Below are 13,155 nucleotides of genomic sequence, written 5' to 3' on the forward strand. Positions count from 1 at the left end.
AAAGCCTAAGGGTTCCTGAGGAAGGCTCGTCCTCTCAGGGTAAGTCGGGACCTAACGCGAGGCCGAAAGGCGTAGTGGATGGACAACAGGTTGAAATTCCTGTACCACCGAAGATCGTTTGAGCAATGGGGTGACACAGAAGGGCAGTGACGCGGACTGATGGAATAGTCCGTCCAAGCAGTGAGGCTGATCGATAGGCAAATCCGTCGATCATAAGGCTGGGCTGTGATGGGGAGCGAAAATTGCAGTAGCGAAGGTCATGTACTCCGGCTGTCAAGAAAAGCCTCTAGTGAGATCTAGGTGCCCGTACCGCAAACCGACACAGGTAGGCGAGCAGAGCATGCTAAGGCGCGCGGAAGAACTCTCGTTAAGGAACTCGGCAAAATGACCCCGTAACTTCGGGAGAAGGGGTGCCTCGGTAGGGTGAATAGCCCGAGGGGGCCGCAGTGAAAAGGCCCAAGCGACTGTTTAGCAAAAACACAGGTCTGTGCGAAGCCGTAAGGCGAAGTATACGGGCTGACGCCTGCCCGGTGCTGGAAGGTTAAGGGGAGCGGTTAGGGGTAACCCGAAGCTGTGAACCGAAGCCCCAGTAAACGGCGGCCGTAACTATAACGGTCCTAAGGTAGCGAAATTCCTTGTCAGGTAAATTCTGACCCGCACGAATGGCGTAACGACTTGGGCGCTGTCTCAACGAGAGATCCGGTGAAATTTTAATACCTGTGAAGATGCAGGTTACCCGCGACAAGACGGAAAGACCCCATGGAGCTTTACTGTAACTTGATATTGAACTTTGGTACGATCTGTACAGGATAGGTGGGAGCCTTTGAAGCATGAGCGCCAGCTTGTGTGGAGGCAACGTTGGGATACCACCCTGATCGTATCGGAGTTCTAACCTAGAACCGTGAAACCGGTTCGGGGACCGTGTCAGGTGGACAGTTTGACTGGGGCGGTCGCCTCCTAAAATGTAACGGAGGCGCCCAAAGGTTCCCTCAGAATGGTTGGAAATCATTCGAAGAGTGCAAAGGCATAAGGGAGCTTGACTGCGAGACCTACAAGTCGAGCAGGTACGAAAGTAGGGCTTAGTGATCCGGTGGTACCGAATGGAAGGGCCATCGCTCAACGGATAAAAGCTACCCTGGGGATAACAGGCTTATCTCCCCCAAGAGTCCACATCGACGGGGAGGTTTGGCACCTCGATGTCGGCTCATCGCATCCTGGGGCTGAAGTAGGTCCCAAGGGTTGGGCTGTTCGCCCATTAAAGCGGTACGCGAGCTGGGTTCAGAACGTCGTGAGACAGTTCGGTCCCTATCTGTCGCGGGCGCAGGAAATTTGAGAGGAGCTGTCCTTAGTACGAGAGGACCGGGATGGACGTACCGCTGGTGTACCAGTTGTTCCGCCAGGAGCACCGCTGGGTAGCCAAGTACGGACGGGATAAGCGCTGAAAGCATCTAAGCGTGAAGCCCCCCTCAAGATGAGATTTCCCAGTATGTAAGACCCCTTGAAGACGACGAGGTTGATAGGTTCGGGGTGGAAGCACAGCAATGTGTGTAGCTGACGAATACTAATCGGTCGAGGGCTTATCCTAAACACGTTTACTGCGACCCATACATCCAGTAGACAGCAGCATTAAGGCTTCAGCAAGCCTACCTTTCGTATCCAGTTTTCAGGGCGCAACTTGCTAATGCGTGCATTAGTGATCGTTCTGTAAATGAATAGTTTTAGTAGTAAATGACGCGGGGTGGAGCAGCCCGGTAGCTCGTCGGGCTCATAACCCGAAGGCCGCAGGTTCAAATCCTGCCCCCGCAACCAAACCAAGGTTTCACTTTCGGATTTATCCGAGCTTACATACGGAGCTGTGGTGTAGTGGCCCAACATGCCTGCCTGTCACGCAGGAGACCGCGGGTTCGAATCCCGTCAGCTCCGCCACTTTTACAAGAAGAGTAACAAAATATATGTTGGGGATTAGCCAAGCGGTAAGGCAACGGACTTTGACTCCGTCATTCTCAGGTTCGATCCCTGAATCCCCAGCCATTTATATGCGGAAGTGGCTCAGCGGTAGAGCATCGCCTTGCCAAGGCGAGGGTCGCGGGTTCGATTCCCGTCTTCCGCTCCAATTTTACACATCCAAAACATCTTGCAATGCAGGGTGTTTTTTTGTTATGAATAAGACATTAATAATGATGAGGGGTTCGCGATGCGCAAATTAGTATTTTTTGTAGGCGGTGCAGGAGCAGGCAAGACGACATTAGCGAAAGCGCTGGCGAAGAGGCGCAGTGTGGCCATTATTGATATGGATACGGTGCTTAGGCCGGCAGCCGTTGCGCTTATGACGCTTGCAGGACTTGATCCGAATGACCGAGATTCAAGTTTCTATAAGAAACTGTGCCGCGATTTAGGCTATCGCATTACGATGGATGCTGCACTTGAGAATATTGCTAATGACGGCGATATATTTGTAATCGGGCCCTTCACGAAAGAAACAGAGACCCCTGACTGGATTGAGCAGGAGCTCTTCGCAATCGGGGCCTCTTTATCAGACGTTGAGGTAAAGGTCGTATTCGTTTATCTCCGTGACGACAAGGTGCATTATGAACGAATTGTGCAAAGGGGATCTATACTCGATCAGTATAAGCTGGACAACTGGAGCGAGTTTAGTCCATCTTTAGTGAGGAGAGAGCTGAAATGGAACATTCCAGCATCCTCAGTGCTTTATTTTGACAACTCCACGCCTCTGAACGAGCAGTCTTTAGCATCTCTGGATCAATTTGTGTATGGTGGAGACGCGTTCTAATAGCACGAACATAAAAGCAGTTGAGTACCGTATGAGCATTAAAGCTTACTAGCCATTAGTTGTTCGAAAAGCTCCTTCGTTCTGGCGGCGTCTTTCTCATTAAAAATAACGGTTAAGCCGTCAAGCTGCATGGTAATGTACGGCGGTGAGTTTTTAAATACATATAGCTTGGCAGCACCCAGCTTCTCTAAGGAAAAGTTGCCACGGGCATATTCGGCTGTCGCTGTGCCATTTGTTCTAAATCCGCTTGGGAGCGTTTCTTCAAGCGTAATTCCCTTAACGTCACTTAAATTAAAGCTGTAATCATATAAAGGATAATCGATGGACACGATACCGTCCTCTTTAATAGTTAGAGTAGGAGCCGTATTGTCAGATTGTACAATAAAAGCAGTCAAAGGAATGACGATCACAAGGACCAGCACGATGCCGCCGTATTGAATCCATTTTCCGGCTCGGGTTGCCATATTGACCGTTGTTCCAATTCCAACACGTTTAGGAACCATGATCGTTTGATCATCCGGGTTGTAGTAAGTAGAGCCATTAATCCAGTAGTGGTCGTCATCGGCTACAATACTTTGGCCGTCTGTTTCCGCAAGGCTTTCTTCAACCGCCTGTATCTTGTTATGTACAAAAAAGATGCTGCACAGCGGCAAGAGGGATACCATGACAATACCAATCATCCACTGCGTAAAGCTCAGCGAGCTTCCCTGTGTTAAAATCATATAGGCAACAAAAGCATTAATGCTCTCAAAAACAGCAAGGCTAGGCCAAAGCATGGACCAATAACGACGTGCTGCGCGGTTAATAGCGGCGTTGATGTCGTGGTTTTTGCTGTATACCTTCGTCTTCATTTTGCCAAAGGCAGTGTAAATGACGAATAAGATCGCTGTCATCGCGAGTGAGGCAATGCCGGTCATTTTTAAGAGAACGTCGCTTTTAAACAAGGAAACAATAATAGGGACGACAGATAAAAGAGCGGGAATTAGGAACCAATAGGGAGAAACAAGCATCGATTTTTTGAGCTGCGTTACTTTGGTATCGATACGGATCACTCGTTTTTCTCCGACAAACCATTGTTTATCCCGTTTGAGAGCAGCGGCTTTATGATGGATTTTGTTGAAAGGAAGTTTGGATGTATACAAAAAAATTGCAAACCAAAGCAGCATGTAAGTAAAGGCTAACGAAAAGTATTTATCGAGCAGGAAAAAAGGCACTAAAGTTATTAACGTAATGCCAGCATACACAAAATATGATTTTTTATATTTTTCTTGAAGCTGCTTCATTTCTGCATCCTCGAAGGCATGTGCAGGAAACGTAACGCCAAACAATATATGATTGCTTGGTACGGCTTGCTTCAAAAACATAACAAGAATAGTGATGTAGGCAATAGCTGCTGGAACGATTAAAATAATATTGTTCATGAAAGGTCTCCTATTCTGGCAGGGGATGATTTTTGCTCATTGCGGCTTTAAAGATGTTCGAGCAAATGTGCATAAATTGTTCTTGCTCGATACCTTTAAGACTAGCCTCAGAAATAACAAGCTTTAATTCATATTCCAGCTTTTGGCTAAAATCAGCTTGCTTGCTCCATTCGGTGCGTACCTTGGCCCCATGACGGCGATCAATAGATATGTATCCCTCGTTTTTGAGAAGGGCATAGGCTTTGTTCACGGTCATGGCATTTACCCCTAAATCATCAGCGAGCTGTCTTACCGTTGGCAATTTCTCCCCATAATTGAGTCCGCCTACGCCAATTCCGATGACAATTTGGTTGCGGAGCTGGACGTAGATCGGTATATCACTGTTGTAGTCGAGCGTCATAATCATCGGATCACCCCTAGCAATAAAGTATCATTTGTATTAGAGATGTTAATACAGATTATACAAAATGTCAAAATGCAGCTGAATCATTTGGACAGGCAGTCCTTGGCATGGCTATAATAAACAGAAGAAGATTTTCCTCATTTCATAAAAATATAATAAGCGATTAGCCAATAAAAATATTTTTCAAGGAGAGACGATTATGATCAAATTCGGCGTTATCGGTACAAACTGGATTACGGAGTCATTTATTTCTGCGGCGCGCGAGGTTGAAGATTTCAAACTAGCTGCTGTCTATTCGCGTTCGATAGAAACAGCGAGTACATTTGCGGAGAAACATAGTATTGCTGCTACGTTTACGGATATCGAAGAGATGGCGGCAAGTGGACAAATTGATGCGGTATACATTGCTAGTCCAAACTCATTTCATGCCGCTCATGCGATTGCTTGTATGAAGCATGGCATTCATGTGCTCTGCGAGAAGCCGATCGCTTCGAATGCGCATGAGCTGCGCCAGATGATTGCGGCTGCGAAGGAAAACGGCGTGCTGCTCATGGAGGCGTTAAAGTCGACGATGCTGCCAGGGTTTAAGGCTGTTCAAGACAACATCGACAAGCTTGGAACGATACGGCGTTATTTTGCGAGCTATTGCCAATATTCGTCTAGGTACGATGCCTATAAGGCGGGTACGGTGCTTAATGCTTTTAACCCTGTATTCTCAAACGGGGCGCTTATGGATCTTGGCATTTATTGCGTCTACCCGCTTGTAGCCTTATTTGGCAAGCCGGATGTGATTAAAGCGACTGGTGTCATGCTGGATTCTGGCGTGGATGGGGAAGGAAGCATCGTTCTTCAGTATGAGAGCATGGATGCGGTCATCATGTATTCCAAAATTACACATTCATCGCTGCCATCGGAGATTCAAGGGGAGAACGGCAGTATCGTAATCGACAAGATTAGTGAAATAGGGAAGGTTGAAATCCAATACCGCAACGGAACAAGCGAAGATATTTCGCAGCCTTCAAATAGCAAGTCGATGTACTATGAAGCGAAGGAATTTATCGAGCTGATTAAAGCTGGACGTACGGAGTCATCCATTAACACGTTTGCAAATTCACTCGTAACGCTGGAAATTATGGATGAGGCAAGAAAGCAGATTGGACTCGTCTACCCTGCCGATGCTATAGAAACGAAATAATATAACAGGAGCGGTGTGCAGCCGCTTCTTTTTTTATATACTTATTCGTGACTAATTGCCTATTTTTCACAGCAGCCGTTGACAAAGGAAATTAATAATGTCATTATGATAATATCAAATTGAATAAATGATATGGATCGGAGTGCAGCAGCAATGGTCGAAAATGAATCCAATTACGCAGCAGATCATTACCGATCACCTGATGGCGCACCAGCAGATATCGTCATCTTTACGATCGTAACGACTGAAAGGCAAACGCCTAAGAAGGCGCTGCCTACGAGGGAGCTGCAGGTGCTGCTGATTAAGCGGAATATATGGCCCTTCGAAGGGCAGTGGGCGCTGCCAGGCGGCTTTACGATGGAAAATGAGACGGTATATGACTGTGCTATACGCGAGCTGCAAGAAGAGACAGCGGTTGAGGACGTGCATATTGAATATTTTAACGTGTATAGCACGCCTGGCCGTGATCCAAGGGGCTGGATTATCTCGCATGCTTTTCTAGCGCTCGTTAATGAATGTACACTTGAACAAAGGGCTGCGGCTGTAGATGCATCGGATGTGCAATTGTTTACAGTCGAAGAAGCGCTTCAAATGGATTTGGCGTTTGACCATAAGCAAATCTTGACCGACGCGCTGCAAGAGATTCGCAAGAAAATGCTGACTACGAAGATAGCGAAGGAGTTTCTGCCAGAGGAGTTTACGCTTAGTGAGCTGTATCAGGTAATAAAAACGGTTGTTCCTGATTTTGAGGAGAAAAATTTCATTCGCAAATTGACGTCAACGAAAAGCCGCAGCACGATTATTGAAGAGGCGACGGATACGAATGGAAATCCGAAGCAATCCAATCAATATTCGCAGCGAGCAGCGCAATTGTACCTTTTTACAAAGGAAGAGCCAAGATTGTCTATTTATAGCTGAACGCTACGAGGAGAGTGATGTCATGCTGAGGTTTAATGGAGTAGAGCTTGGGTTAAAACAGTTTCCGAATGGGGAGACGCTCATAAACGGCGATGAAATTCTAACGCATATGGCGGAATTCAATACGATCGTATGGAAATATGAGAATGATGGCGATCTGGTTAAGCTGATGTTCATCAAGAGCTACCTGGATGATCGGCGCGTTAAATGTACGTTGACCATTTATTATTTGCCGTACAGCCGAATGGATCGAGTCGAAGGTACTTCTGCCTTTACGTTAAAATATACAGCTGCCTTTATTAATAACATGAACTTTGAGTCGGTTACGATTATCGAGCCGCATTCCGATGTATCGCTGGCGCTGATCGATCGCAGTATCGGCAAATATCCAACGATTCAGCTGCTTGAGCAAGTCGCGAACGAAGTAGGTTTTGATTCGGAGAAGGACTATCTTTTTTTTCCAGATGCAGGGGCGCAGAAACGTTACAGCAAGGTTCAAGGCTACCAGCAGCTGGTAGGCTATAAAGCGAGAGATTTTCAGACCGGCCAAATCAAGAGTCTGGATGTCGTTGGACATACCCCGCGCGAGGGCTTTAAGGCCATCATTGTTGATGATCTTTGTTCGTATGGCGGCACGTTTATGCTTAGCGCAGAGAAGCTGAAGGTACTTGGAGCCACGCATATTTATTTGCTGGTAGGACACTGCGAGCATTCGATCTATAAAGGGAAAATATTAGAAACTGATCTTATTGATAAGGTGTATACGACCGATACCATACTTCATCAAGCAGAGCATGACAAAATTCACGTATTCGCAATGGGAGGCCTATAACATGACGCAAACATTCGTTTATCCAGCTACGCTGCTATGTGACTTTTACAAGGTGAGCCATAAAAATCAGTATCCAAAAGGAACGGAGCTCGTTTATTCGACGTGGACCGCTCGCACAAGCCGACTAGATGATATTAACGAGGTTGTCGCTTTTGGCTTCCAATCGTTTATAAAACAATATCTCATCGATTATTTTAATGAGCACTTCTTTGCAAGAACAAAGGCAGAGGTAGCGTATGAGTACAAGAGGCTCATTCAATTTGCGCTTGGAGAAGCGAATCCCGATGCATCGCATATTGAGGAGCTGCACGATCTTGGATATTTGCCGATCAAGATTAAGGCAATTAAAGAAGGTGCATTAGTACCGATAAGAGTACCAATGCTGACTATTGAGAACACGAAGCCTGAATTTTTCTGGCTGACGAACTATTTGGAGACGTTGATGTCGTGCCAGCTGTGGATGCCGGCTACGAGCGCTACGCTAGCTTTTGAATATCGCAAAATTTTAGAAGCCTATGCGCTGCAGACAAGCGGCGATACAGCAGGCGTACCGTTCCAAGGTCATGATTTCTCGATGCGCGGCATGGGTGCGCTTGAATCGGCGCTCGGCAGCAGCGCAGGCCATCTCCTATCGTTCACGGGAACAGATACAATACCAGCGATATTGTATTTGGAAAACTATTATAATGCGAATATAGAAAAGGAATTGGTGGGTACGTCGATTCCGGCAACCGAGCATAGCGTTATGTGCGCGCACGGACGCGATGAGATGGCATCGTACCGCTATTTGATCAAAGAGGTATACCCAAATGGCTTTGTCTCGATCGTATCGGATACTTGGGATTTATGGAGTGTGCTGGACGTGGTCATTCGCGGCTTGAAGGATGACATTATGAGCAGGGACGGCAAGGTAGTCATTCGTCCCGACAGCGGAGATCCGGTCAAAATCATTTGCGGCGACCCGGATGGAGAGAGTGAATTCGAGCGCAAAGGCGTTATTGAAATACTCTGGGATATTTTTGGCGGTACGGTTACGGAGAAGGGGTATAAGCAGCTAGATAGCCACATCGGGGCAATCTATGGGGATGCGATTACGATTTCGCGCTGCAAGGAAATTTGCGAGAAGCTGGCAGCAAAAGGTTTTGCATCGACGAATATGGTGTATGGTATCGGTTCGTTTACTTACCAGTACAACACGCGGGATACATTCGGCTTCGCATTAAAATCGACGTTTACGATTGTGAATGGCGAGGAGCGCAAAATCTATAAGGATCCCAAAACAGATAATGGCGTGAAGAAGTCGCAGACAGGTCTTGTCCTCGTTACGGAGCAGGATGGGAAATTTGCCTATACTGACAATCTTAGCGCAGAGGAATATGAAGCTCGTAAAGCAGAGGATCAGCTGGAAGTAGTGTTTGAAGATGGGAAGCTAGTTCGCGATTTGACGCTGGCTGAAGTACGCGCGAACTTATTGGCTCATTTATAAGTTATTTATCCGTGAAAATAAGATGCTCCCTCGAGCATCTTATTTTTGGTTTATTATAAATGTGTTGACAGAAGTTGGGTGATCAGATTATTATGATGTAAATCAAATGAAAGGAGGTCGATGACAATGTTCGGACTAAATTTAGAACGTAATCATGCAACTAAATATAGCAAGTCCATTTCATCGGCCTCTACGGGGCCTGTGACTATTTTCTAAAATCTTGTATGCTGCAAGCTGCAACGATTGGGAAATAAAGGCGCAAGATTAAGCCATGGACTTTTTGGGGTCCATGGCTTTTTTGTGTTTATTTGAATTTTGAGGAGATTATCGGATATGAAAGAAACGTATTATCAGCAAGTTAAGCTGCCTTCGGGGCAGGTGCATGTTTATGCAGGACCAGAGCTATTCGCGTCCTTGGATTATAAAGTGTTTGAAATGGCGAACAACAACTTACAAATACCGAATCAAGTATATATGAGCTATACGCCTGATGTGCATGTTGGCGTGGGAACCTGTATCGGTACAACAGCGGTATGGAATACGAGTGATGGCTACGTTTCTCCTTCCATCGTAGGCAGCGATATCGGATGCGGAATGCGCGTACAGCTAACAAATCTGCATAAGGATGATTTGAAGGAAGTGAAACTGCGGCGTAAGCTGGTTAAGGCTATTGAGAAATATATGCCAGTTGAGGAGCATGCAAGAGGTTACTTCTCAGATATTAGACTTGAGACTATCGTGAAGAAGGGCTTGCACGGCTTGCCAAAAAAATATATTCCAGATGCCTACACGCCGCGCAAAGCTACCTCTTTAACCCATGTGGAGAGCAGCCGCTTTGATTTTGACGAAGAGGTGCTGGATAAGTTTCCGGAAGTTGTCTGGCATCGCGCGCATCGCCAGCTCGGCACACTTGGCGGCGGCAATCATTTTGTAGAAATTCAAGCGATTGAAATTGCTGAGGAAAATAGAGAAATTGCCGAAGCATGGGGGCTGTTCGACGGCCAAGTGGTCATTATGATTCATTCCGGCTCGCGGGCTTGGGGCGGTGCGGTCAGTCAATATTGCAGCACGGACATTGCCAAAATGATGCGTCAGGAAGGCATAGGCACCGCGGATCCTAAGCTGCTGTATGCGCCGTTATCCCATCCGCTCGGTCAAACGTATGTCAACCTCATGTACTCGGCCTTGAATTATGCGGTCGTGAATCGCCACCTGATTGCATACGCTGCCTTGGAGGCGGGCAAGGATGTGTTCGGCTCCAAATTCGAGCTGCGCACGCTGTATGATCTCATGCATAACTACGCATGGGAGGAAGAACAGGATGAGCAATCCTATTTCATTCATCGCAAGGGTGCAACAAGAGCGCTGCCGGCAGGACATCCGGATAACCCAGATCCGTATCGGAGCACGGGGCATCCGGCGCTTATACCAGGATCGATGGGCACTGCCTCGTATATTATGGTCGGAAGTGCTGCAGGGAAAGCGAATCATTATTCCATCTGTCATGGCGCAGGACGAATCAGGTCACGGAACGCAACGAAGCAGCTCGTATCGGTAGAAGAGGTCGCTATTGCAATGCGTGTAGGCACGGATGATGAAATCGTCGTAAACCAGCGCTCTATGGAGTCGCTGGTCGATGAATCACCGCAGGCATACAAGGATGTAGATCAAATCATTGAGAGTGTAGTCGGAGCGGGGCTTGCGCAGGTCGTAGCGAAATGCAAACCGTTAGCTGCTGTCAAAGGAACGTAAATAAAGGAAAAGAAGGGGGACGAGGAGAATGTTTAACCAATATCTAGAAGTACAGTTAGTTAACGTAAATGATGAACGGCACAATTCTTTTAATCGAAGCAAAGAGAATAGCTCCACTCCTCGGACCCGTTGTTTGGTATTTGAAGGGAAGCGTGTACTGACCTCGTGTTAGCTGCATTGCTGACTGTTCTTTTTCCTAGACTATGGACGATCTTGTCCATGGTCTTTTTTTTTTGCAAGAAGAAGCTGAGTAAAGGAGTGTCTAGAATGACCAAAATACATGAAAATATTTTGCTGGAACTGGGTAAAATCGAACGGGAGGAACAGGTTCGCATCGTTTACGCGTGCGAATCAGGAAGCAGGGCTTGGGGTTTTCCTTCTAAGGACAGCGATTACGATGTCCGATTTATTTACGTCAGGCCGGTGGAATGGTATTTATCGATATTTGACAAAAGAGATGTAATCGAACGCCCTATAAGCGATCTTCTCGATATAAACGGCTGGGATTTGCGCAAAGCGCTTAATCTGTTTCGCAAGTCGAATCCGCCGCTGCTCGAATGGCTGCAATCACCGATTCCATACTTTACGAAATACTCAGTAGCCAAACAAATCCGAAGCGTCTCTCCGTTATCTTTCTCGCCGAAGTCATGCATGTACCATTATCTCCATATGGCTAAAGGGAACTACCGAGAGTATCTGCAAGGCGAGCAAGTGAAAATAAAAAAGTATTTTTATGTGTTAAGGCCGATTCTTGCTTGCGGCTGGATTGCGAAGTACAACTCGATGCCTCCAATCGAATTTGATCGTTTAGTAGAGGCGCTTATTCCTGAGCAGAGCGAGCTAAGGGCTACGGTTGAACAATTGCTGCGCAGGAAAAAAGCGGGTGACGAGCTCGATTATGAGCCTAGGCTGCAAGTTATTAATTCCTATTTGGAGGAGCGAATGGTTCATTTTGAACAAATCGCACTCGAAATGGGTCAAGGGGGAACTGCGCAGGACAATCAGCTTGATGACTTGTTCCGCAGAGCATTACAAGAGGTTTGGGATTAAATAGTGTTGCTTTTAATTGATAAGTAAGGGGAAGTTAAGGATGGCTATCGTGCAAGTGAAATCGACGAACCCAAGCTTTTCGTTCGTCATTAGAAAAAATCCGGGGTCAGGCATGCTGCTGCGCGCTGTTCGCAAAGGAATGGCCTACGGCTGGTATACCGATGAAGCAACCTTCAACGTTTATTTTAAGGATGCTGACAATGAGGTTTCATACAAGCAGCATAGGCAGGACCAATTTGAGTACCTCAATGTATCGCGATATAATACGCCGCTCTTTGTACTGGGAGCGATTAATGAATTTTTTGCAGCGCCGCTTAAAGCGCAGCATTCGAGTGACACGGAGCAATACGAGCATACCTTCCATATCAATATGATTCATATTGAGCTCTTGCGTTATATTCATTTTTTTGAGAAGCATCTTACCGACTATACATTTGAAGCTGTACACCTGGCGCATAAGAGCTATTCGCTTACCATTAAGACGCATAAATCGTTATATGAGCTTATGCATGTCGTTAGTGTGCTTTGTCTCTTCCTTTCGATGTTCAGCGACGAATACATCGATATTTCTGATGATGTGTTGATTAAATATGTGAAGAGTATCCAAATTATCGACGCACCCTTTTATATACGAAGCTTGTTTGCCCGCAATTTTCTAGCTTCAAGAGACCGGTTCAAGAAATATAAAGAAGAGCTGGAGAAAACAGATCGTTATGCGGTTCAATTGGCCTTCGGCGGGACGGCTCAGCAGCGGAGAAGCTATATCGGAAGCGTGCTTCCGTTCAATAAGGCCATTCTCGACGTTGGCTGTGGAGAAGGTTTCTATGCGATTCCATTTGCATCCAAGATTGAAGATAGCTACTACGCGGTTGATATCCATGAGCCGCTGCTAGAGGTGGTAGAGCGAAAGGCGAAAGCAAAGGAACTGGACAACATCGCTAGCTTTCCTTCCATTGAACATTTTCTAGAGGCTTATAACGGCGAGCAGGTGGATGTCATTTTGACCGAGGTTATTGAGCATATGAGTCTAAATGAGGCAGCTGTTCTGATACAGCAAATATGCGAACATGTTGATTTTGATTATTTTGTGCTGACAACACCTAATGCAGAGTTTAATGCTTATTATGAGCTGGAAGACTTCCGGCATGATGACCATAAATGGGAGCTTGGACAAGCTGAATTTCAAGAGTGGCTGCTCGAAACGATTAAAGATCAATCCGTGGAAAGCCAATTTGTCGCAATCGGCGACGGAGTGAATGGTATACAAACGACGCAGGGTGCGATTTTGCGGAAGAGGAGAGAGTAGC

Annotated in this window: 10 protein-coding genes, 4 tRNA genes and 1 rRNA gene (1 of these 15 cut by a window edge); 13 read left to right on the forward strand and 2 right to left on the reverse strand. The window is 46.4% G+C overall.

Features of this window, described 5'->3' with window-relative positions:
* From MHH56_RS05435 to MHH56_RS05460, 6 genes are all read left to right on the forward strand, one after another.
* Positions 1-1,585, forward strand: a 23S ribosomal RNA gene (locus MHH56_RS05435) (it extends 1,347 nt beyond the left edge of the window).
* 147 nt (positions 1,586-1,732) lie between these two features.
* Positions 1,733-1,809 (forward strand) — tRNA-Met (locus tag MHH56_RS05440).
* A 40-nt stretch (positions 1,810-1,849) separates the two neighbouring features.
* A tRNA-Asp gene (locus MHH56_RS05445) sits at positions 1,850-1,926 on the forward strand.
* A gap of 30 nt (positions 1,927-1,956) precedes the next feature.
* Positions 1,957-2,031: transfer RNA gene (locus MHH56_RS05450), tRNA-Gln, on the forward strand.
* A gap of 7 nt (positions 2,032-2,038) precedes the next feature.
* Positions 2,039-2,113, forward strand: a tRNA-Gly gene (locus MHH56_RS05455).
* Between the two features lie 81 nt (positions 2,114-2,194).
* Entirely contained in the window at positions 2,195-2,791 is a 597-nt protein-coding gene (locus tag MHH56_RS05460; RefSeq protein WP_339207118.1) for a hypothetical protein, read from the forward strand.
* Between the two features lie 38 nt (positions 2,792-2,829).
* Here MHH56_RS05460 and MHH56_RS05465 read toward each other — a convergent pair whose 3' ends face one another.
* Together MHH56_RS05465 and MHH56_RS05470 are read right to left on the reverse strand one after the other, a co-directional pair.
* The gene (locus MHH56_RS05465; protein WP_339207120.1) at positions 2,830-4,212 is read right to left on the reverse strand and encodes a DUF5808 domain-containing protein; all 1,383 of its coding nucleotides are present in this window, start codon (positions 4,210-4,212) and stop codon (positions 2,830-2,832) included.
* Between the two features lie 10 nt (positions 4,213-4,222).
* Complete coding sequence (locus MHH56_RS05470) at positions 4,223-4,618, reverse strand: GntR family transcriptional regulator (RefSeq protein WP_339207122.1); 396 nt, start codon at positions 4,616-4,618, stop codon at positions 4,223-4,225.
* 196 nt (positions 4,619-4,814) lie between these two features.
* On the opposite strand from MHH56_RS05470, the gene MHH56_RS05475 reads away from it, so the two are divergent.
* From MHH56_RS05475 to MHH56_RS05505, 7 genes are all read left to right on the forward strand, one after another.
* Positions 4,815-5,810 (forward strand): Gfo/Idh/MocA family oxidoreductase, encoded by a 996-nt coding sequence (locus tag MHH56_RS05475; protein WP_339207123.1) that lies wholly within the window; start codon positions 4,815-4,817, stop codon positions 5,808-5,810.
* A gap of 153 nt (positions 5,811-5,963) precedes the next feature.
* Positions 5,964-6,728 (forward strand): NUDIX domain-containing protein, encoded by a 765-nt coding sequence (locus MHH56_RS05480; protein ID WP_339207124.1) that lies wholly within the window; start codon positions 5,964-5,966, stop codon positions 6,726-6,728.
* Positions 6,729-6,750: 22 nt separating this feature from the next.
* Positions 6,751-7,560, forward strand: a complete 810-nt coding sequence (locus MHH56_RS05485) for a ribose-phosphate pyrophosphokinase (RefSeq protein ID WP_339207125.1) — start codon at positions 6,751-6,753, stop codon at positions 7,558-7,560.
* 1 nt (position 7,561) lies between these two features.
* Positions 7,562-9,046 carry a nicotinate phosphoribosyltransferase gene (locus tag MHH56_RS05490; protein WP_339207127.1) on the forward strand — a complete coding sequence of 495 codons (1,485 nt, stop codon included), beginning with the start codon at positions 7,562-7,564 and terminating at the stop codon, positions 9,044-9,046.
* Between the two features lie 333 nt (positions 9,047-9,379).
* Positions 9,380-10,798, forward strand: a complete 1,419-nt coding sequence (locus MHH56_RS05495; protein WP_339207129.1) for an RtcB family protein — start codon at positions 9,380-9,382, stop codon at positions 10,796-10,798.
* Positions 10,799-11,065: 267 nt separating this feature from the next.
* Positions 11,066-11,848, forward strand: coding sequence for a nucleotidyltransferase domain-containing protein (locus tag MHH56_RS05500; RefSeq protein WP_339207131.1), 783 nt, complete (start codon positions 11,066-11,068; stop codon positions 11,846-11,848).
* A gap of 40 nt (positions 11,849-11,888) precedes the next feature.
* Complete coding sequence (locus MHH56_RS05505; protein WP_339207132.1) at positions 11,889-13,154, forward strand: methyltransferase domain-containing protein; 1,266 nt, start codon at positions 11,889-11,891, stop codon at positions 13,152-13,154.
* Position 13,155 lies beyond the last annotated feature (1 nt).

Origin of the sequence: Paenibacillus sp. FSL K6-3182 (genome assembly GCF_037976325.1) — a bacterium.
Lineage (GTDB): Bacteria > Bacillota > Bacilli > Paenibacillales > Paenibacillaceae > Pristimantibacillus.

Coding starts and splice junctions, on each gene's coding strand:
- MHH56_RS05475 (WP_339207123.1), top strand. CDS start 4,815: ATGATCAAATTCGGCGTTATCGGTACAAACTGGATTACGGAGTCATTT.
- MHH56_RS05495 (WP_339207129.1), top strand. CDS start 9,380: ATGAAAGAAACGTATTATCAGCAAGTTAAGCTGCCTTCGGGGCAGGTG.
- MHH56_RS05465 (WP_339207120.1), bottom strand. CDS start 4,212: ATGAACAATATTATTTTAATCGTTCCAGCAGCTATTGCCTACATCACT.
- MHH56_RS05480 (WP_339207124.1), top strand. CDS start 5,964: ATGGTCGAAAATGAATCCAATTACGCAGCAGATCATTACCGATCACCT.
- MHH56_RS05500 (WP_339207131.1), top strand. CDS start 11,066: ATGACCAAAATACATGAAAATATTTTGCTGGAACTGGGTAAAATCGAA.
- MHH56_RS05490 (WP_339207127.1), top strand. CDS start 7,562: ATGACGCAAACATTCGTTTATCCAGCTACGCTGCTATGTGACTTTTAC.
- MHH56_RS05470 (WP_339207122.1), bottom strand. CDS start 4,618: ATGATTATGACGCTCGACTACAACAGTGATATACCGATCTACGTCCAG.
- MHH56_RS05485 (WP_339207125.1), top strand. CDS start 6,751: ATGCTGAGGTTTAATGGAGTAGAGCTTGGGTTAAAACAGTTTCCGAAT.
- MHH56_RS05505 (WP_339207132.1), top strand. CDS start 11,889: ATGGCTATCGTGCAAGTGAAATCGACGAACCCAAGCTTTTCGTTCGTC.
- MHH56_RS05460 (WP_339207118.1), top strand. CDS start 2,195: ATGCGCAAATTAGTATTTTTTGTAGGCGGTGCAGGAGCAGGCAAGACG.